Source organism: Zunongwangia profunda SM-A87, assembly GCF_000023465.1.
GTDB classification, from domain to species: Bacteria; Bacteroidota; Bacteroidia; order Flavobacteriales; family Flavobacteriaceae; genus Zunongwangia; species Zunongwangia profunda.
In genome coordinates, this window is record NC_014041.1 from 4,639,254 (window position 1) to 4,660,811 (window position 21,558).

Genomic DNA, 21,558 nt, shown 5'->3' on the forward strand with positions numbered 1-21,558 from the left:
TTTTTAAATATCATTCCCCAGGTAAAATTTCATGTCGGCATAAGCCAGTAAATATGATTTCGCAGCTTCAATCGCATCCAGCTCGGTTCGCAAAGCTTCTTCTAGGTTTTGAATAAAAGCTACATAATCCAAAGCTCCTTCTTTATAAGCCAGCAATGCTCCTTTTCGCTGTTCTTTGGCCACCTTTAAAGCAGCTTTCTGATAATACTGCCAATTATCCTTCCAGCTTTCGTAATTTCGTTTTGCTTGTTGCAACTGTACTAAAAATTGCTGCTTTTTAAAATTTGCCTTTCGATTTACAATTTGGGTTTCAATCTTTGCAGCTCTTGCATCACCATAACTTTTACCACTTAAAAACGGAATAGAAACCCCTGCCTGATAGGTATAGAAACCATCCACCCCCTGTACTTCTTGTTTGGCATATTGCAAATTCAACTTTGGTAAAAATGCTGCTTTTTGTTTTTGCAGGTTTGCTGAAGCAACTTCTGTTTCCTGTTTTGCGGCCCTTAACATCGGATGGTTGTCAGCGCTATTCTCTTCGGAATATTGAAATGGTAGCAGCTGTATTGTCAAAGCAACAGTTTTATGATCCTTAGTACCCAGCCATAAGTTGAGCTCGCTTAAAGCATTAACATAAGCTGCTTTAAACTGTTGGGTCTTCATTCGAATTTGATTCCCCTTATTTTGGGCGTTTAATTTCTCTAATCTGGAAATGGCTTCCACTTCATAACGCAGCTCTACCGCTTCATTAAATTTTCCGTACATAGAGTCTAACTCTCTATACAGCAGAAACCTTCTTTTTGCAGCATAGGTTTTAGTCCATAATTTCCGAATTTGCCTGGCCACTTCAATTTTGGATAAATTCAGTTCATTTTCAGCTAATTTTAATTTTTCCTTTTGAAGTTTTAAGGCCGAAGCAATTCCGAAAACATCAATATTTTGTTGATTAACGCCTATTCTGGTATAAATTCCATTCCCATTTTTAAGCTCTTCGCCTCCGGTAAAAATGCTGGTTTTACCAAACTCCCAGGCATTCTTTTTTAAAGCTTCCTGCCTGTCTATTTGTAAGTACTTATTTTTTAATAGCGGATAATTTTGAAGCCCTAGTTCTACGGCTTCCTGCATATTTATTTCAGGAAGTACTTCATTTTGCTGAGCATTGGAAAAATTAGGAATTAAAATAGCTAAAAGCACTCCTACAGCAGTAATTTGGTCCTTTTTGATGCTCAAATTAAAAACACCTTCTTCTACCCACTTATACAAAACAGGTAAAACAAATAGGGTCAATAACGTAGAAGTTATTAAACCTCCAATCACCACCGTAGCTAACGGGCGTTGTACTTCGGCTCCTGCAGAACTGGAAAAAGCCATGGGTAAAAAACCAAGAACATCGGTAAGGGCAGTTAGTAAAATTGGCCGAATCCTTCGTTTTGTTCCCAGTAAAATTCGTTGCTGTAAATTGGCTGTTTTTCTCTCCGCTTTTAATTCATTTAAACTACCAATTAAAACGAGTCCGTTTAAAACGGCAACACCAAAAAGCACAATAAAACCAACGCCTGCCGATATACTAAATGGCATTCCGCGTAACCACAATGAGATAATCCCTCCAATGGCGGCCAGTGGTATCGCCATATAAATCATTAGAGTTTGCCTAAATGACTTTAAAGCAAAGTAGATAAGAATAAAAATAAGTAACAAGGCAATGGGCACTACTATTTGCAATCGCTGGCTTGCTCGCTCTAAATTCTCGAAAGCACCGCCATACCGTATAAAATATCCTGGTGGAAGATCAAAATTTGTCTCTAATTCTTGCTGAATGTCATGAACAACAGATTTTACATCACGGTCTCTGATATTAATCCCCACATAGGTTCTTCGATTGGTGTTATCCCGACTAATTTGCATAGGCCCCGGCTGATAACTGATATTGGCTAATTCTTCTAAAGGAACACTGCTGCCATCCGGTAAATTAATATACAATGCTTCTATATCTGATAACTCCCTGCGGTTTTCCTCGTCCAACCGAAGGACCAAATCAAATTTTCGCTCTCCCTCAAAAACAACTCCCGCTTTAGCCCCTGCAAAAGCCGTTTTTATCATTTTATTTACTTTTTCAATGTTTATTCCATAGCGAGCCATTCGAGCACGATCATAATCTATATTAATTTGCGGTAACCCGGCCGTCGCCTCTACTTTCATATCGGCAACGCCATCTATCCCGGCAATGATACCACCCATTTCCTGAGCCTTTGCTGCGAGAACATCTAAATCTTCACCATAAAGTTTTACGGCAATATCTTCCCTAATTCCGGTAAGCAATTCATTAAAACGCATTTCTACAGGCTGGGTAAATTCGTAGCTTACACCGGGAATTTCACTTATCGTATGCTTCATTTTTTTGATAAGTTCATCTTTATTATCGGCAGATGTCCATTCAGATTTTGGTTTTAAGATCACAAAACTATCGCCTATATCCATTGGCATAGGATCTGTTGGCACTTCAGAAACTCCAAACCGCGTTACTACCTGCTTTACTTCAGGAAAATTATTGAGCAGTAAATTTTCGATTTTTGTTGAAGTAGCAATTCCTTCATTAAGGGAGCTTCCAGGTTTTAAGATCACATGAAAAGCAAGGTCACCTTCATCTAGCTGCGGAATAAACTCGCCGCCCATTCGGCTAAAAAGATAACCAGCAAAAACCAGTAATAACAGTGCACAGGCTACAATACCTTTCGTTCCTTTTAGTGCTTTTTGAAGTAAAGGCTCATATTTTTCCTGGAGCCACAGTACTAATCGATCACCCCATCCTTTTTTATCAGACTTTTTATTTTTAAGAAAGAGTGCAGAGATCATAGGCACATAAGTAAGACAAAGGATCATGGCTCCCAACATGGCAAAGATGAAGGTAAGCGCCATGGGTTTAAACATTTTCCCTTCCACTCCTTCTAAAGCCAAAATGGGTAGAAAAACAATTAAAATAATGGCCTGACCAAAGAAAGCAGCATTCATCATTTTTTTAGATGATTTGCTCACCAGCTTATTTTTCTGGCTTTGATCGAGTTTTTGTTTTAAAGCTTTTTGGCTAAAGACAAAGACGGTACTTTCTACGATGATCACCGCACCGTCTACAATAATTCCAAAATCGATAGCTCCAAGGCTCATCAAATTGGCCCAAACATCAAAAATATTCATTAGGATAAACGCGAAAAACAGGGAAAGCGGAATAGTAGAAGCCACAATAAGACCTCCCCTAAAATTCCCGAGCAGGACCACTAAAACAAAAATCACAATAAGGCCTCCTTCCAGTAAATTATTTTTTACGGTAGCAGTAGTATTCGCTATTAATTCACTCCGGTCTAAAAAAGGTTTAATATGAACCCCTTCGGGTAAGGATTTTTCGATTTGTGAAATACGTTTTTTTACATTCTCAACAACTTCGTTAGAATTTGCTCCTTTCAGCATCAAAATGCTTCCGCCAATGGCTTCGCCTTTCCCGTTTTTAGTAAGTGCGCCATACCTAATGGCATTACCCATTTGCACCTTGGCAACATCACCAATGGTTATTGGGAATTTTTCATTTTTGATAATGATATTCTCGATATCATTTATCGAGGTGACCAGACCTTCTCCTCTAATAAAATTGGCACGGTGATTTTTCTCGATATAGGCTCCCCCAGTATTTTGATTATTCGACGTCAGTGCATTAAAAACTTCAGAAATCGTAACATCCATCGATCGTAAATGATCGGGATCTACAGCTACCTCGTATTGCTTTATTTTCCCCCCAATACTATTCACCTCTACAACACCTGGCACCATGGCAAACTGGCGTTTTACAATCCAATCCTGAATACTACGTAAACGGGTAACTGAATATTCAGCTTTAAATGTGGGATCAACTTCCAAAGTATATTGATAAATTTCACCCAAGCCAGTAGAAATGGGTCCCATAAATGGCTCTCCAAACCCTTCAGGTATTTCTTTTTTTACTTTAGAAAGTTGCTCGGCAACCAGCTGTCGTGGTAAATACGTACCTGCATCATCATTAAAAACAATAGTTACCACTGAAAGTCCGAATCGGGAAACCGACCGAATTTCTGTTACCTCAGGAAGATTCCCCATAGCCACTTCTACCGGATAAGTCACAAACTGTTCGATATCTTCGACCCCTAAACTTGGTGCCTGGGTAATTACCTGTATTTGATTATTGGTGATATCGGGCTGAGCATCTACAGGAACTTCCTGCATACTCCACAAACCGCCGGCAATAAGGACCAGCGTTAGCAACCCGACGATAAATTTATTATTGACAGAGAAGTCAATGATTTTATTAATCATCAGATGATATATTTTAAAATTTAGATATAATAAATGGAAAGAATCTTAACTCTTAAATTTTAAGCTTAGAATCTTCAAAAGATGGATATATAAATCCATGAATCTAAATTAAGCTTGTGGGGGTGGGATATATTTTGTGGTAAACTGTGAAGTTTCTTTATTCAGATAAATAAAAGCAGCATTTATAGTCATGGCCATCGCCTGCTCAAAAACCGGATCATTATTAACCATAATATGATTATGGCAGCAGTGGCACTGGCAAAAAGGAGAACATAAATCTACTGAAGCCTCATGATTGTTATGCTGCTCTACAATAAGATCATCATCTTCAAAATTGGTAGTCGCATCGGCACAAGGCATAAAGCTAAGTGATAAAAAAAGTACAGATAATATGATTCCTATAATTTTCACTTTACAAATATAAATCGCTTCTTATGCAATACCATTGCAATAAAAGAACTTTTTAAAAACAAATCGTTTGTATTAAAAATCATCGCACCTAAAAATCCCAAAATTTTTATAAAATCCTAGGTATACAAATCATATTCTGAGGCCACGCTCATTAATTTCTTTACCTTTAAAAGAAAACATCAACTATGAAATTTTTTATAAATAAACCCGAAAACGTTGTAAACGAATCCATAGAAGGTTTACTTACCGATCCTAAACTTACCAAACTGGATACTTTCCCTGAAGTTAGGGTAGTTACCCGAAAAGAAATTGACACCTCTAAAGTTGCCATTATTTCTGGTGGTGGTTCTGGTCATGAACCTATGCACGCCGGTTTTGTTGCCAAAGGAATGCTTACTGCTGCCGTTTGTGGAGATATTTTTGCATCCCCATCTGTAGATGCTGTACTAGCTGCCATTCTCGCGGTAAGTGGTGAAAAGGGATGTTTGCTAGTTATAAAAAATTATACCGGAGACCGATTAAACTTTGGACTGGCAGCTGAACAGGCCAGAGCGCTTGGCCATAAAGTGGAAACCGTTATTGTTGGTGATGATATAGCTTTAGGAGAAGATACACAACAACGCGGTCTTGCCGGCACTTTGTTGGTTCATAAAGTAGCGGGACAACTGGCCGAAGAAGGAAAATCTTTAGATGAAGTGACCAAAGCTGCAAAAAAAGTAGCAGAGAGTGCTATTTCTATAGGACTTTCACTTTCTGAAGGGCAAAAATTCAATAATCCTGAAGAATCGAGATTAGATAAATCTGAAGCTGAATTAGGTTTGGGTATTCACGGGGAGCCTGGCGTGGATGTCATTAAGATGGATGAGGCTGATGCCCTCGTAAAAAAGGCTGTCGATAAACTGAAAGAATACCTTCCTGATGAAAAACAAGACTATGTTTTGCTTTTTAATAATTTGGGAAGTGTTACCCCGCTCGAAATGAATTTACTGGTTCATAGCTTTGATAAAACCGATATTTCCGGCAGAGTAAAATACCTGGTGGGTCCTACTGCCATGACCACTTCTTTAAATATGAATGGTTTCTCGATAACGCTATTAAAATTAGATGAAGAAATCGAAAAAGCGCTCTTAGAAAAAACCGATACTCCCGAATGGCGAATTAGAGCTTATGGAAAACCGAGCAGCATTAAAAGTCCGGAACTACCTAAAACCATGCAATTTGAGCCTTCTGAAAATAAAAAGCATCAAAAAATTGTAGAAAACATCGCTGATTACCTCATCGAAATGGAAAAAGAGATGAACGATCTGGATGAAAAAGTTGGCGATGGTGATGCAGGGTCTACTTTTGCCGCAGCAGGTAAAAAATTTAAAAAGATCTCTGATGAATTGCCTTATGCTTCTACAGCTGAGTTATTTACCACTATCGGTCGCGTTTTAGCCCGGGAAACCGGGGGATCCAGCGGAGTGTTATTATCAATACTATTTACCAAAGCAGGGAGCAGCCTTGAAGAAGATGAAAATATAGGGAAAGCTTTATTAAACGGACTAGAAAAGATGAAATCTTTTGGTGGCGCTGAAAAAGGAGACCGAACCATGATCGATGCGATGCAACCTGCTTTTGAAGCCTTAAGCGAAGAAAAATCTATAAAAGATGCTGCGGAAGCTGCGCGAAAAGGAGCCGATGAAACCGCCAATATCACTAATACCAGTGCAGGACGTAGTTCTTATTTATCGGAATCCAGCCTAGAAGGAATTCCAGATCCCGGCGCTGAAATGGTAGCACGAGTGTTCGAAAAGCTAGTTGATATCGTATGAGATAAATATCCGGAAATCCTCAACGCCCAAAGGGTATAAAATGAAAAATTTAGCATTTGAAAGTATGCCTTGAGTATCAAATCCTTTGGCAGTGCTATAAAAAATCCGTTAGCAAAACTAACGGATTTTTCACTTTTACATAATATAATAAATCAATCATAATGAGCTCTCGTCTTCCAGTTCCAATAGCTATTGAAATTGATTCGGGGAAAAATAACTTTATTTAAATCTACGTGATAAAATCCTTAAATGAATTCAGAATAAGGTTTTAAACACTTTATACAATATCTTTTTGCTTTTTAAGCACTAAATTCTACTTTTTTAGATCCTGAAAGGAATGTGACTTTAACTTAAAAACATTCTTCTTTTTATCGAATTTCAGTTTAACAATTGCTGTTTTACGCGGGCTCACCTTTTCCTCAGAAAAATGCGTATGAAGTACATAATACAATGTATTTCTATTTTTGAACAGATCACCATGGCCCGGGCCATTCCTCCCGATATCTGCTGTTGATATTAACGGATTTGAGGCTGATTTTTTCCAGGGTCCAAAAGGACTTTTAGCCGTAGCAACACCAACTGAATAATCCGGGTTTCTAAAATCGTTCACCGAGTATAGCATGATATAGGTCTCTGCATTTCTAAAAACTGTTGGTCCTTCGCTTACCGGCCATTCGGCATTCGTGGTATTTTCCCAGGTTTCTTTAGCTGCAATACATTCTTTTAAAGTTTCAGGCTTTATCGCGCTAAGGTCTTCGGTCATTTCAGCAACAAAAATTCTGTTCCCAGCAGTTAATCTTACATGATATAGATATACTTTTCCATCATCAAAAAACACAAAAGGATCGATCTGCTTTACCGTAGCTTCTAAAGTTTTTCCTTTGTTTTTAAACGGGCCTAAAGGGCTATTGGCTGATGCTATGGCAATATTTTCGTTAGCAGTATACGCCATATAATAATGTCCATTTTGCTTAAAGACTTGTGGAGCCCAAAAACCCCTGGTGCCAAATGCATCTCCTTTTTTTAACGCATAGCCATCAGTCTTCCCTAAAGGACCTTCCCAGGTTTTCAGGTTTTTAGAAGTATACACTAGAAAACCTTCTCCGGGAATGCTATGATCTTCTTTTGTCCCGTATAAATAATAGATACCGTTTTCTTCGAATATCGTTGGATCTGCCAAAAGAATTTGTGAATTTTGGGCATATAATTGCAGTGAAAAAACAAAGCTTAAAAACAACCAAAAGCGGTTTATCATTTTATATTTTTTTGATCTGAATATTTCATCCTTAGCTTTTAAAAAAACCTTGATTATCAAATAAAATGGCATCAAAAATTAATTTGATGCCATCTCTCCTAAAAACGCTGCACCCGGAATTTACTCTTATCTAAAACCAACCGGGTACAGGCATCAACAAAAAAACTAACTGTAATGTAGATTACACGGTACTAACTGGGTTACAACTCCAGTATTCGATAAAATATCTTTTTATTTTTTATATAGTTTCCCTCTCATGAGTACTTAAAAGTATTCGTTGCAATGCTTTATTCGTGAACAAAAATATCTTCAGTTTTTAGTGTATTGCCATCTGGATCGATCACTTCAAGATTTAAACCTGAACCTCCTTCTCCCTGAAAATATTCTAATGCCATAGTATGATAACCTGCAGCTAACGGAATTTCAGCTTTTTTAAGTTCCATTCCATGAATACCATCATGATCTATAACCACTTTCCCATCAATACGTAATCGTACACCATCGTCTCCACTTAAACGAAAACCATAAATGCCCTGCTTAGCAACTTTCACAAATCCTTCAAATGTTAACGCATAGAAGTTTTCTCTTTTTCTTAATGCTGAAATTTTCAAAGATTTTGTTTCTCCGGAAGCCACTACTTCTTCCGAAGAAAAATCAGGTAATTTTTGCCATTCCCCTTGATAAAGCGAATAGTTAAGACCAGCTTTCATTGTAGCAGAAAGAGCTTTTGAAGCTTCTTGATAATGATCTACTTTTTCAAATTTCTTGCTGGTGATATAACTTTCTTTATCATCGGCTATAGCCCTGGCTTTTACCTGTGAAGATGCGGAAATTGTAAAGGGACCGGTATATTTTTTAGAAGATGAGTTGGGCTCGCTTCCGTCTAATGTATAATAGATCGCTTCGTCTTTTCTAGAAGTAAGACTTACTTCTAAATGGTCTACAAAAAGACTATGTGCTGCTTGTATACTTACCGGAGAGATCATTTTATCGGTATGAATATCATGCAAATAATCTACCGGGATTTTAATCACTTCTCGATCATAAGTTACCAGTCCGTTGACCTCTCCCTCTACATCCGAAACCTGCGTATAGACTACCGCACTGGCATCTTTATCTTCTTTCATTTCCCAAACTTTATCCCAAAGCTCGGTATAGGATTTTCTGAACTCTAAAGAATCGGCCATATTACGATAGCCCCAGTTAGATTCTTGCCAAAGGTGACCTTTTAACGGCAATCCAAGCCCTCCAAATTCACCAAGAACAGTCGCTCTATCGTCTTCAACTGGATAGACATCCGGGCCGGGATAGCTGTGCATATCTATAATATCACCTACATTATGATCTGTCCAACCACTGGCATTACTTACCAGCCTTGTTTCATCTAAACCTTCTACCCAATTGGTTAAACGTTCGGTATCATACTGGCCCCAGCCTTCGTTAAAAACTACCCACATTACGATACTTGGATAATTGTAAAGATCATTGATCATATTTTGAAATTCTGCCTCAAACTGATCTTTATCCGATTCTGTTAAGCGTTCCAGAAAGTCTGGATGAGGATAGGCCTGCGGCATATCCTGCCAAACCAGCATTCCCATTTTATCACACAGGTAATACCATCTCTGGCTTTCGGTTTTGGCATGCTTTCTAAGTAAATTAAAGCCCATTTTTTTAAAAGTTTCAATATCCCAGACATACGCATCTTCAGTGGGCGGCGTCATTAAACCATCAGGCCAGTATCCCTGGTCGAGTACGCCTACCTGAAAATAAGGCTTGTTATTCAGGAATATCTTCGTTTTATCTTTTTCTTTACCTAAACTAATTTTTCGCATGGCCACATAGCTTTCAAAACTATCGGTGGTTTCTTCGCCGTTTACCAGTTGTACCTTCAGATCGTATAAAAATGGATGCTCAGGACTCCATAGTTTAGCGTCTTTTATTTTTAAAGTAATCGCCTCTCCAGCACTCCCTTCAGCGGTTGCCACTTCAGAAGTTCCATCCATAAGGCTCAGTTTAATCATTCCTTCTACCTTATCTTCTGCAGTAAAACTTACTTCTCCTTTATCGATATCTGGACGGATTTTGAAGTTTTCGATATGGTTTCTGTTTAAGGGTTCCATCCATACACTTTGCCAAATTCCGGTTGTAGAAGTATAAAAAATACCTTCTGGCTCTCTTACCTGTTTCCCTACCGGTTGCAAACCATCGTTAGACGTATCGTGAACTTTCACGACTACTTCCTGTTCTTTCCCTTCTTTTAAGTATGGGGTGATATTAAAAGTAAAATGATCAAAAGCACCTTTGTGATCGCCAACTTTCTCACCATTTACATACACTTCTGTTTCATAATCTACCCCTTCAAAATTCAGCATAATTTCATCTCCCTTCCAGTCTTTTGGAATACTGACAAGCTTTCGATACACCAAATCATCTGAAGTTTTCATAATCCCTGATAAATAAGATTCTACCGCGAAAGGCACCAAAATCGAATCTTCTAAAGCTTCAGAAAAAGTAGTTTTATCGGTCTTTTCTAAACTTACTTCCCAATATCCATTTAGATTTTCCCAGTTTTCACGCTTTTGTATAGGTCTTGGATATTCTGGTAAAACATTTTGCGGATCTACCTTATTGGTCCAACGCGTAGTTAAGATCGCCTCTGGTTTATTCTGGTTATTTTCAGCTGCTTTTTTTTCATCCTTACAGCCTACACTAAGAATGCCTGCAAGTATAAATACAGCCGATTTTTTCAGTAAATTCATGTTATCTTGTTTATTTTTTTATGCTGAAATTCTAAAATTTCGATGTATATTTTTTATAAAATTATTCCCAGTTTTTAGCATTTTCACCTTCTCCAATCACCGGGAAAGCACTAATTCTTAACCTGGCAGCTCCCATTGGGACCAGTTCCACGGTTTCAATTGCTTCAGATGATTTCACAGGACTATCCTGAAGCTCTCCCGCCAAATCATATTGATCGATCGTCCAGTTTGGGATTTGTTTTGCTTTGGTTTTTAAAACCAATGGTGCATTATTTACCGTGAACGGAAAATTATTTGCCGGCCAGGATTTTTTAATCACCTCAAAAGAATCTTCAGGATTTTCGTTTAAGACCAAAGCGTAATTCCAGGGAGAATCCGGGTAAATCTCATACGAGGGCCATTTTGCCTGATCTACGCCTTCCTGCCATTTAGAATCCCAGATTGCGGTTTCATCACTTCGCTTTTCGATATATTTTTCATCGATTTTTAAGCTAAAGGTCAATGGTCCATAATCTACGCTTGCGCTGTTATGGTTTTTTTGCCATCGGCGGACTTTCAATTGCATCGGAAAAACAAGTGTAATTTGGTCCCCATCTTTCCAGTCACGGTTTAGCTTAATGTACTTCCCGGCTTCAGGAGTTGCTTCTATTTCTTCTCCATTCACTTTAACTGAAGCTTTTGTACACCAGCCCGGAATTCTGAAATACAATGGATATTCTTTATGTTCTTGCGAAGAAGTATGTATACTAAACTGCAACTGATCCTCAAATGGATATTTAGTTTCTGAAGTAATGCTGACCTCTTCCCCACCGGCAACTTTTGCCTTTACCGTACCTGGAGAATAAATTACCGCAGCCAAACCATTATCTGGTGTGGCCATCCAGAGATTTTCGATTAAATACGGCCAGCCCTGCCCGTGGTTATGCTGGCAACAACGGGAACTAAATGGATTCATCATTAAAAATGGTCCATCATTCATAATCCCTGGGCGATGATTTTTATCGTCATTTACCACCATATTTGGGCTCGTGATATAGCGTAATGATCTAAAATCGGGCATCATGGTTGCCGGAAAGGTATTAAATGCTACTTCCTCGGTATGATCTGCCCAAAAGGTATCCCCGGTAATTCTTATTAACTGTTCGTTACTGTTCATTTGCTCTACCACACCGCAGGTTTCGATTCCCTGTCTTGGATCATCGTAACCCGGTCTGGCATTTTCATCGGCTCCAAACATTCCGCCGGGAACCTGCCCAAAATGATCACGGATTATTTTAAAATCTTTATAAGTAGCCTCGAGGTCTTTTTTGTCATGGCTTAATTGTGAATACTGTGCCGGTTCTCTAAAAGCCTGCGCTACATTTACATTATGCCAGTCTACAAGATCACCAAACCAGTCTGGCCATTCTTTACCTTCTCGCGTTTCTTTCCAGTTATTTATTTCGTCTAAAGTATTGTCTCGCTTTCCCCAATCTGCTGTATTTCTATGAATTTTTTCTGCGAGTTCTAAAAGGAATTTATCTCCGGTACGATTATAAAGCCACATGACACTATATAAATTATCACCGCCTCGAATACGTTGCCAGTAATGACTTTTGCTTAAAAATTTTTCATCTGGAATTTCCAGCTGAAATTTAAAATAGTTCGTCATTAAATCAATTACTCTTTCATCCTGGCTATATTCATAGTAGGATTGCAAACAATACAACATGATCATGTTCGACCAGAAATCCTGAGTACCATCTTCTCCAAAACGCTTAGGGCCAAAATTTCCATCTTCACGTTGACTGGCAAGTGCTGCTTCTATCCAGGACTTGGTTTCTTCGATCATTTTTTGATCTTCCATGATATAAGCCATATTGCCGTAGCCTTTTAGCCAGTAAGGGACTTCTTCCCATCCCCAGGCGCCAGAGCCATCTTTGGAAAGCCAGGCATTATCTTCTTTTTGCAACCAGGCACTAATCTCACCAAGGTGACCATTTAAACCATCGGTCTGCCTTGATAGACACTCGGCTAACCAGCCTTTAGGTTTTACCGCTCCCACCGGAAGTTTTATAAAAACACTGGATTGTAAAGGCATACGATTGCCCCTATAAAATTGATTGGTTTTAGTAGTATCTGGAATATTTACTACTTCAGCAGTAAAAGAAGATTCAGCTTGCTCATCTTTTTTACAAGATATCAAGCCTGCTATTCCCAGAACAACTACTAAAGTTTTAAAATAGCCTCTCATTGTATGGTGGTGGTTAAATTGTCGGATGATTTTCGGATAAGATAAAAGGGATAGGCGAAGGCCTATTCCCATTTATCTTTTAATAGTTTGATATAATATCCTCCCACAACACTACGTGCCTGGAAACCTCTCTGATCACCGCTACTGGTATAGTGCCAGTCACTCATAGGTACCCGGTTTTTAGTTTCTACAGCGAATTTGTACATGGGATCTCCAAAATATCTAAAGCTTGTATCATCTCCTAAACTTGCCGTCCAGTATACCCAATCTGATTTTGTATAATCTGCACGGTTATCTAAAGGAAGTCCGTATTCATTTTGCTTCTTTTTGTAATAAGCCAGTTCGGTATCAAAAACTTCCTGTGGGAAAATTTCCAGATCCATCACTTTATCCCAAACCAGATTATACTTTTGGCTCCAGGTACTTTTATCATCATAAGTTAAGGCATAATGATCACCGGCATCAGCAAGTTCCATCCATTCTTTAGCCATATTTCTGGCTTTAGTGGTATATTCTTGGGCAACCGCTTTCTCCCCTAATTTGTCGGCCATATATCCATAACTTCCTACTCCCATAATTGCTTTTACCGCTAGATTAGCGTTACGTGCCAGGTGACCTGAAAAATCATCGGTAGATAACTGGTTGGCGGGATCTAAACCGGCTTCGGTTAAATACTTGGTCCACTCGGTTAAGCTCTCCCAGTGTTTTTTAGCATAGGATGCATCATCTTCGGCCATTACGATTGCCGCAGTTAATACTACCATATTCCCAGATTCTTCTACGGGCATATCTTCGCCATACGTTTGCCCGGTGGCAATTGGATATGTTCCTAAATCGTGTGCCGGAAATGGTTTTTTCCATTTTCCACTTTCAGAATAATAGAAAATTCCGTTAAGCATCCCTTTTAAAAGATCTGGATTATAAATTAGAAATAAAGGCGCCGATGGATACGTAACATCTACAGTATTTATCGAGCCATTACTAAAGTTTTCTTTAGAAAGAAAAAGGATTTCCCCGTCTGGACTTTTGGTTAATTTATGGGCAGCAATGGCCTGACGATAGGCAATTTCTAAAACTTCAGCATATTTTTTGCCTCCGGCTTTTACACCGTCCTCATATAGTTTTTCATTGAAATCTTCACACTTATCCAAAACATCATCGTATTCGGTATACGCTTTTTCCAATTCAGCTTCAATTGTATTTTTACCATCGATGTTCCACCATGGTCGTAGTTTATTTCCGAAGTAATTAATTGAGTAAATATCATCGTACCCAAGCATGACCATATATTCTTTTTCTCCGGAAATAGTCTCTTCAGCAAAAACAGTATTCAGCATTAAATTGGTGCCTTTAGCTTTTGTTTTCATATCCTTACCTGAAGCAAAATTTGCAGTAGCCTCTGAAGCTGCGGTAACTGACTGACTTGCATTTGCGGATTTAGGAACTGCGAAGTACATATATCCCCAATCGATCCTTAAATTATCGCCTTTTTTCTCTAATATTGGCTGCTCTACCGTACCGGCTTTTAAGAAATCCAAGTCTTTCGTACTTCCCTTTTCTGAAGTAACTTCCTGGCTGGATTCGTTTACGGCGATCGCTGACGCTGCTCCCAAATACACCTGAACTTTATGCGATTTGCCATCATTAGGCCTGGTTTTTACTGAAATGTAAGAAACCGGACGCGCCATAAGATCCAGATCATCCATGAGTAATGGAGAAGTAAATGTAAGATCTATAGCTATGCCACCGGCTTTTAGCTGATATTCGGTTTGAGTGGCTCGAAGATCAACAGCTGTTTGTTCTGCTACTAAAACCTTAGCTTTAGTTTCCTTAACTTCAACCAAGCCGGCATCAAGGAAACGTCCCCCGGCAGTATTTTTTACATGAATAGCTAAAACATTCCCCTTTTTCTTCAATTTTTGCTGAACAGCTTTGTCGATTTTTATGTAATCAAACTCGTGATTCCAGCCTTCTTTCTTGAAAATTTGTTCCCCGTTTAGATACACCACAACATTATCGTCATGATGAAGTTTTAGATATAATTCATCAAACTTGGTTGATTTTAAATCGAATGCTCTTCGGTACCAAAGATCATCGCTAGACCATTTTGTTTTATACTTACCGTTATCACCAAAAGGTGCTTTTTTAGATTTCCAGCTTTTGTCATTAAAATCTGGTTTCTCCCATCCTGATCCCGGATTGGACTCGCTGATCTTTACAGTATATGATTTATTGTTAGCAGCAGGTACTACCTCTTCGTAGTTTCTGGCCTCGCTACCTAAAAAACGGTAGGTTTTACCATCAACTTTTATAAGACCTACCAGGCTTTGATCGTTGCCAGTCCAGTGAACGGTAGTTGATTCATTAATTTTATCTCCAAAAGACCAGATACTAAAATTAGGGTCATGGGCAATTAAAGGATAGGCTGGTGCCTGTCGTTGCTGAGCGGTTATAAAACCACTAACCAGGAGGCTTAAGGCAAAAAGAAATCTTTGTTTCATCGTTAGGATTTTGATTCGTTTAATTATTTGTGGTGGAAAAATGATATTCGGATATGGTATGGTAGGTATCTCCCGGCTCTAAAATAATCGAGGGGAAATTTTCCTGATTCGGTGCATCTGGAAAATGCTGGGTTTCTAAAGCAAAAGCTGTTCTATAATCGTCCTTTACACCAGATTTAAAAGTGTTTTTACTTTGCATAAAGTTGCCGCTATAAAACTGCACTCCGGGTTCCTGTGTATACACATCCATAACAATTCCCGATTGATCTCCGGTAAAAGTTGCAGCGTGGTTCATCCCTTTATTTTTAGTGGTTTGTTGATCCGCATTTTTATCCTGGATCAATACAAAGTTATGATCATACCCACCGCCATTTTTAAGCTGATCGTTTTCAGTTTCAATTCGCTCGCCTATGGTATGAGCTTGAGTAAAATCAAACGGAGTACCTTTTACATCTTTCGACTCCCCCGAAGGAATTAGACCTGCATCTACCGGGGTAAACTGATTAGCAAAGATCTGTACCTTATGATCCAGAATGGCGCCACTACCCTCCCCATTTAAATTGAAAAAGGCATGGTTGGTGAGATTCACCGGTGTTGCTTTATCTGTCGTAGCTTCATATTCCATTAATATACTTTGATCATCCGTAACAGAATAGGTAACTTTTACCTCTAAATTACCGGGAAAACCCTCTTCCATATCCGGAGAATCATAAGTGAATACCAAGGTTTTATCATCTGGCTGCTTGGCCTCCCAAACGACATACTGAAAACCTTTGTTCCCTCCATGCAATGTATTCCCGTTATTATTTTTGGGAATCGAATATTCTGTTCCGTTTAAAGTAAACTTTCCTTTGGCAATACGGTTTCCTACACGGCCAATGGTCGCTCCAAAATAAGGTTCGGTAGCATTGGCAAAACCAGATACGCTATTCATCCCAACAACAACGTCGGTCATTTTACCCGTTTTATCCGGAACCCAAAGCCCAACAATTCTCCCGCCATAATTGGTAAAAGCAACTGCTATATCATCATTTTTAATCCAATACAGTTTTACTTCTTTTCCGTCGATAATGGTATCGAACTTTTCCTTTTCCAACCCGTAGAAATTCTCTGGATGATCCGCAATTTCGGCTACGCCCTTTTCATCTTCCGAAGGCTTCTCCTTACAAGCCAAAGCCAGTAAAACCAAGAATGTTGCTAAAAATGTATTTTTAACATTTCTCATTATTTAATAACGTTTATTACTTATTTATAAAATAAAAACTATAACCCATAAAAGCTAAATCCTTTTAGGCAATTTAAAATTATTAATTTAATAATGCTAATATTTTTAACGTATTTTTTACGCTTATTAATACTAGGCTGTCGATAAGGCTTGATAATACTGCAAAAAAACCTATTCTTTATTCAATTTCTTAATTAAATCTACTTCATCCTGACGGTAAGGAGTACCATCTTTTCTAAACACATCATGAAACCACTCGTTAGGTTCGCCTTGTTCTATTGGTGTATCCCAGGCAAATATGGTATTGGTCTTGCCATTAACCAGCCCCCAGTTAATTGCGCCAACATTTTCTTCTTTTAGCATGGGCAGGGTATTCGAAAAACGGCTATTTCTTGTTCTGGCCATATATTCAGTACAGATCATAGGCCGCCCATGTGACTTTAAAAGCTCGATTACCCTACGGTGCCATTCCGGACCTTCGTAATCATGATAGGTGATAATATCGGAATGCAGTGCCTGATAAGCATTTAAATCTTTTAATCCCCAGCTCCATAATCCTACAGATACGGGCTGGGAAGGGTTAATTTCCTTGGCCCAGGTAAACACCTTCTTTAGTAAAGCTAATGATTCATTGCCTTTATTATTATTTCCTGGTTCGTTGTATAAGTCCCATAACAGTATACGATCATCATCCGCAAAGGTTTTGATTATATCCTTTACATAGACTTCTAATTCTGCAAAATTGGATTCGTTTTTTGAAGCTGGGTAACCGGGATCCTGCATCCAACCAGAGTTATGGGTTCCTGTTTTTGGTGCGGGTTGCTTACCAATTTTTGGATCAGCCCCCCAAACATCGTCAAAAATCACCAATATCGTCTTGATGTTATGCTTGTCGGCAATTTCTAAATACGCATCTACACGATCTTTAAAGCCTTTTTTATCGGCTTTATAGGCCAGACTATGCAAGTAAACACGCATAGTATTGAATCCTATTCCCTCAGCATACCCTAACTCTCTATCGATGGTTTCAGGATCAAAGGTTTCTTCCTGCCACATCTCCAATTGATTAATGGCGGTACTTGGAATAAAATTAGCACCAGATATCCAATCATGTTTTTTATACCACTCGGCCGCTTTTTCTCGTGACCACCTATTCTTTAATACAATATCTTCCTGTTGGCCAAAGCTGTTTATCCCAATAAGAAGACTGATCAATAAAACTATTCTTTTCATTTGCTGTATATTGTTGTTATTCGAGTTCGTTTGTTATTCTTCGGAAGGAATTTCTAAGATGGTGTTCGTTGAAACCGGAGTCCCCAGATTTGGCGTTCCGTCTTTGTTCCAACTTATCTTTTGCATTCTTGGGGATCTTTTTCCGCCACAGCCATCTCCTGAATTATCATTGGCGTGATATAATATCCAATCTTCTTTCCCGTCTGGCGATTTAAAAAAGGAATTATGACCAGGAGCATACACTCCATTTTCTTTAGACCAGGCAAAAATAGGTTTCTTGTGTTTTTCCCAGTTATCAGGATCCATAAGATCTTCCCCTTTAAGCGCAAGTAATCCCAGAGTATAATAATCGGTCCAACAACCACTGCCGGAAAATACGATAAACACTTCTTCTCCATTGGATAAATATTGAGGACCTTCGTTTACCAGTACATGAGGCCCTCCTTCCCAACGGGTTTCCCAATCGTAAGTGGGGGTAGCGATTTTCTGTCTTTTTCCTTCCATCGTGGTTGGGTTTTTCATTTTTGCAATGAATAAATCCTGACGACCATTTTCATCGCCTTCCCAACCGGACCAGATCATGTATAACTGACCTTGATGCTTAAATACATTTCCATCGATTGCCCATTTATCTGAGGGAGTGGCCAGCTTTCCTTTAAATTTCCAGCTATTGTTCATAGGATTTCCCGAAGTGTTTTCCAGTACGTACATACGATGATTGTTATTATCACCATCGTCTGCAGCAAAATACACATACCAGTTCCCATCGATCATATGCACTTCTGGCGCCCATAATTCTTTAGAATACATGGTATTTTCAGGAGGCGTCCATATTGTTGTTTTTTCTGCTGTTTTTAGATGGGCCAGGTTTTTAGTCTTCCAAAGCACTAAACGGTTTTGTTGGGTATGAATGTAATAATAGTAACCTTCGTGGTAGGTGCTGTAGGGGTCGGCACCAGAGGCCAAGAGTGGATTGGTAAAGGTTTTTTGCTGTGCAAAACTTAGTCCGCAAACAAGTACCATCCACACACAAATAATGATTCTTAAACTTCTTTTCATTGTTGATGTTTAGAGAAGGAGGCTGCAGAGCAATTAAAGTGGCCCCGCAAGCTTCCTTAGGTTAACATGGGATTATAATTCTAATTTCACTGTTGGTGTAAATAAAAGATCTTCTATTCCTAGAATCTTAATCCCAACACGGGCAAAGATATAATCGCGATCATAATTTATTGGATTTGGAAGATTTACAGATAAATTAATATTATTAATATCTGAAAGATCTCCGGGGCCTTCCTGTACAATACCGTAAGATTCGCTATCATTATACCGATCACCATCATTTATATTGTATTCTGCCCAATTAGAAACTAACTCGGTTTTATTAAGATATAGGTTTACATATTCGATTCCCCTTCCATTATCTCCTGTTATGATCTGATCCAGATCTACGGAAGCATTCACTCTTCCTCCATTAAGGCTAATTTCTGAATTTTGAACGATATAATATGGGGTGACCTCAATATCCATCATAGTATCCCCATTTAAAGAAAAGAAAATGGTATCTCCGGCCTGTGCGCTTTGTTGCTGAGCGATCCATGGACCCTGACCGTTTACGAATTTTAGTTTATAATCACCATCAAAAAATCTCCCGCTATAAGAACCGTCCGGAGCAATATTTACATCAAGTGGTGCTAAAGCTCCAAAACCTGGTTGCCATAATTGGAATCTTACCTGGGACGGTCCTACCTCAATAGGCATTCCATCATAAACCACATTTCCCGTAAAGAAAGATTGTGGCTCTTCATAATTGTCAATCTCACAGGAAGCCAGACTTAAAACTAACCCCATGAATAATATATAATACTTCAATTTCATAATATTCGATTTTAGGTTATTGATTAGGGTTTCGAACAATTAGCGGATTATTAGTAAGTATATCCTGATTGATTTCAGAATAATAATTCCCTAATTGAAATCTATCAGCACCGGTTACCCGGTTTGGTTTTACAATCTTAAAGAGCCAGTCTCCATTGTTTGGATCTCCTGGATTAAAATATTTGTAAGGCCATAAACCGTAAGGCTGAGTTCTTCTTTTGGTAGCATCACCAATGTTTGAAAGCAAGTCATCCACTTCCATACTAATTCCATCCAATACCTTATCTGCAATTCTCCACCTTTTAAGATCGAAAAAATGAAGCCCTTCAAAAGCGAATTCTACATAACGCTCGTGTGCTATACGGTTAAAATTGATATCTGTTGCAGTTAATTCAGTAGTGATACCTGCTCTGCTTCTCACCCTGTTTATATAATTTGCAGCAAGCTCGTTTTGGCCAAGTTCAAATGCAGCTTCAGCAGCATTTAAAAGAACTTCAGCAAAACGATAACGTACAAACCAAACATCACTACGCACTCCGCGTTGCCCCGAACCCGCTTTTGGATCCTGATATTTTCTAATATAAAAACCTGTTTGTGCGGTAAACTCTACTCCATCGATTGGCCCATCAAAACCAACTACCTGGATAGGCCCGTCACTGCCCGGTACTTCTTTTTGCTGACCTCTTGAATCTCCACTTATAACCGTACCATCTTTAAGCTGAACGCCAGCCCAAATATCTGTTTCACGATCTTTAAAAGTTGATCCAGGAACAATTACAGTTCCCTCTAATCGCGCATCACGATTAGCAAAAAGGTCCTGGGGATCGTCATATAAAATATAATCACCACTTCCGTCCATTATTGGTAAGGGTTTATATTCTCCCTCTAAAGTTTCGAAAGACTGAACAAGATTTAAAGCAGGGTTTATTCTACCTCCTTCTTCTTCCTCTGCTCCAAATCTTGGCTGATTGGCAATAGTAAAACCGTGCGCTTTGCCACTTTGAAGCATAAAATCCTCTACAAAAATCACTTCAGGATTATTTGATTTATCGTAAAAAAGTGCTGCGAAGTTATTCGATAAATTTGCTTCATCTTTTAGATACAGACTATAATTTCCTGCATTTCCATCGATAATTTGTTGAGCTGCACTTAACGCCTGCTGATAATATCCATCTGCTCTCGAAGCTGGAATTCCTATTTCTCCTCCAGGCAAACTAACACTTGGTGTATTCTGACCATATTTTGCAATCGAACCCGCATAAAGCGCTGCCCTTGCTTTCATTGCTAAAGCAGCAGCTTTTGTTGCTCTAGATTTCACATCTGCACTTGCCGGAAGATCATTCATAACTTCTTCTGCTTCAGCAATTACAAAATCATAAACCTCAGCTTCCGTATTTCTAGGGAATCTTAAATAGGTCGCATCCCCACTAAAATCATAGGTTTTTGATTCTAAAATTATAGGTACACCTCCCATTCTTTTTACCATGGTGAAGTAGTAAGAAGCTCTTAAAAATCTACCTTCAGCCATAAATCGCGCTTGTTCTGAAGCTTCTAACTCGGTCGACTGTTCCAGGCGTTCAAGAAACAGGTTCATTTCCCGTATATATCCATAATCCCAGGTTCCCCAGGCGCCGTAGCCCCAGCCACCGTTCTGAAACTCACCGTATCTCCCGGCCTCAGACCAAAAAGCAACATTAAATTGTGCTAAGGATGACCAGTCTTCTACCGTTCCAAAATCATAATAGCGATTATATAAATCTGCCAATACAGAAAGTACCAGATCTGGTCGATTAAATGTCTCTTCCTGCCCTAAAATGTTAGTGGGCTCTCTATCCAGAAATTCTGAATCTGATGTACAGCTACCCAGTAAAGCAGAAAAACTTAATATGTATAGAAGTTTTTTCATTGTAG

The 21,558-nt window shown here is 38.8% G+C and carries 12 protein-coding genes; 1 reads left to right on the forward strand and 11 read right to left on the reverse strand.

Annotated elements, in window-relative coordinates; genetic code table 11:
- Positions 1 to 3: 3 nt before the first annotated feature.
- Together ZPR_RS20475 and ZPR_RS22735 are read right to left on the reverse strand one after the other, a co-directional pair.
- The gene (locus ZPR_RS20475; RefSeq protein ID WP_041579261.1) at positions 4 to 4,338 is read right to left on the reverse strand and encodes a CusA/CzcA family heavy metal efflux RND transporter; all 4,335 of its coding nucleotides are present in this window, start codon (positions 4,336 to 4,338) and stop codon (positions 4 to 6) included.
- A gap of 108 nt (positions 4,339 to 4,446) precedes the next feature.
- Positions 4,447 to 4,749, reverse strand: coding sequence for a DUF6660 family protein (locus ZPR_RS22735; protein WP_013073691.1), 303 nt, complete (start codon positions 4,747 to 4,749; stop codon positions 4,447 to 4,449).
- A 185-nt stretch (positions 4,750 to 4,934) separates the two neighbouring features.
- Here ZPR_RS22735 and ZPR_RS20485 point away from each other — a divergent pair, with 185 nt between their 5' ends.
- Positions 4,935 to 6,563, forward strand: coding sequence for a dihydroxyacetone kinase subunit DhaK (locus ZPR_RS20485; protein ID WP_013073693.1), 1,629 nt, complete (start codon positions 4,935 to 4,937; stop codon positions 6,561 to 6,563).
- Positions 6,564 to 6,876: 313 nt separating this feature from the next.
- Here the strand turns inward: ZPR_RS20485 and ZPR_RS20490 are convergent, their stop codons facing one another.
- From ZPR_RS20490 to ZPR_RS20530, 9 genes are all read right to left on the reverse strand, one after another.
- Positions 6,877 to 7,818, reverse strand: a complete 942-nt coding sequence (locus ZPR_RS20490) for a glycoside hydrolase family 43 protein (RefSeq protein WP_041580144.1) — start codon at positions 7,816 to 7,818, stop codon at positions 6,877 to 6,879.
- A gap of 287 nt (positions 7,819 to 8,105) precedes the next feature.
- A complete protein-coding gene (locus tag ZPR_RS20495; RefSeq protein WP_013073695.1) occupies positions 8,106 to 10,580 on the reverse strand; it encodes a glycoside hydrolase family 2 in 2,475 nt (824 codons plus the stop codon).
- A gap of 61 nt (positions 10,581 to 10,641) precedes the next feature.
- Entirely contained in the window at positions 10,642 to 12,813 is a 2,172-nt protein-coding gene (locus tag ZPR_RS20500) for a beta-L-arabinofuranosidase domain-containing protein (protein ID WP_013073696.1), read from the reverse strand.
- A 62-nt stretch (positions 12,814 to 12,875) separates the two neighbouring features.
- Positions 12,876 to 15,314, reverse strand: a complete 2,439-nt coding sequence (locus ZPR_RS20505) for a glutaminase family protein (RefSeq protein ID WP_013073697.1) — start codon at positions 15,312 to 15,314, stop codon at positions 12,876 to 12,878.
- Between the two features lie 19 nt (positions 15,315 to 15,333).
- Positions 15,334 to 16,539 (reverse strand): aldose epimerase family protein, encoded by a 1,206-nt coding sequence (locus tag ZPR_RS20510; protein ID WP_013073698.1) that lies wholly within the window; start codon positions 16,537 to 16,539, stop codon positions 15,334 to 15,336.
- A gap of 171 nt (positions 16,540 to 16,710) precedes the next feature.
- Positions 16,711 to 17,772, reverse strand: coding sequence for a cellulase family glycosylhydrolase (locus ZPR_RS20515; RefSeq protein WP_013073699.1), 1,062 nt, complete (start codon positions 17,770 to 17,772; stop codon positions 16,711 to 16,713).
- A gap of 33 nt (positions 17,773 to 17,805) precedes the next feature.
- Entirely contained in the window at positions 17,806 to 18,831 is a 1,026-nt protein-coding gene (locus ZPR_RS20520) for a glycoside hydrolase family 43 protein (RefSeq protein WP_041579263.1), read from the reverse strand.
- A gap of 72 nt (positions 18,832 to 18,903) precedes the next feature.
- A complete protein-coding gene (locus ZPR_RS20525; RefSeq protein ID WP_041579264.1) occupies positions 18,904 to 19,647 on the reverse strand; it encodes a DUF3823 domain-containing protein in 744 nt (247 codons plus the stop codon).
- Positions 19,648 to 19,663: 16 nt separating this feature from the next.
- Positions 19,664 to 21,553, reverse strand: coding sequence for a RagB/SusD family nutrient uptake outer membrane protein (locus ZPR_RS20530; protein ID WP_041579265.1), 1,890 nt, complete (start codon positions 21,551 to 21,553; stop codon positions 19,664 to 19,666).
- Positions 21,554 to 21,558: the final 5 nt, after the last annotated feature.

What these genes read in the sequence shown, in the direction of transcription:
- ZPR_RS20485 (WP_013073693.1), top strand. Translation starts at nt 4,935, where the DNA reads ATGAAATTTTTTATAAATAAACCCGAAAACGTTGTAAACGAATCCATA.
- ZPR_RS20490 (WP_041580144.1), bottom strand. Translation starts at nt 7,818, where the DNA reads ATGATAAACCGCTTTTGGTTGTTTTTAAGCTTTGTTTTTTCACTGCAA.
- ZPR_RS20515 (WP_013073699.1), bottom strand. Translation starts at nt 17,772, where the DNA reads ATGAAAAGAATAGTTTTATTGATCAGTCTTCTTATTGGGATAAACAGC.
- ZPR_RS20530 (WP_041579265.1), bottom strand. Translation starts at nt 21,553, where the DNA reads ATGAAAAAACTTCTATACATATTAAGTTTTTCTGCTTTACTGGGTAGC.
- ZPR_RS20520 (WP_041579263.1), bottom strand. Translation starts at nt 18,831, where the DNA reads ATGAAAAGAAGTTTAAGAATCATTATTTGTGTGTGGATGGTACTTGTT.
- ZPR_RS20510 (WP_013073698.1), bottom strand. Translation starts at nt 16,539, where the DNA reads ATGAGAAATGTTAAAAATACATTTTTAGCAACATTCTTGGTTTTACTG.
- ZPR_RS20495 (WP_013073695.1), bottom strand. Translation starts at nt 10,580, where the DNA reads ATGAATTTACTGAAAAAATCGGCTGTATTTATACTTGCAGGCATTCTT.
- ZPR_RS20475 (WP_041579261.1), bottom strand. Translation starts at nt 4,338, where the DNA reads ATGATTAATAAAATCATTGACTTCTCTGTCAATAATAAATTTATCGTC.
- ZPR_RS20525 (WP_041579264.1), bottom strand. Translation starts at nt 19,647, where the DNA reads ATGAAATTGAAGTATTATATATTATTCATGGGGTTAGTTTTAAGTCTG.
- ZPR_RS20505 (WP_013073697.1), bottom strand. Translation starts at nt 15,314, where the DNA reads ATGAAACAAAGATTTCTTTTTGCCTTAAGCCTCCTGGTTAGTGGTTTT.
- ZPR_RS20500 (WP_013073696.1), bottom strand. Translation starts at nt 12,813, where the DNA reads ATGAGAGGCTATTTTAAAACTTTAGTAGTTGTTCTGGGAATAGCAGGC.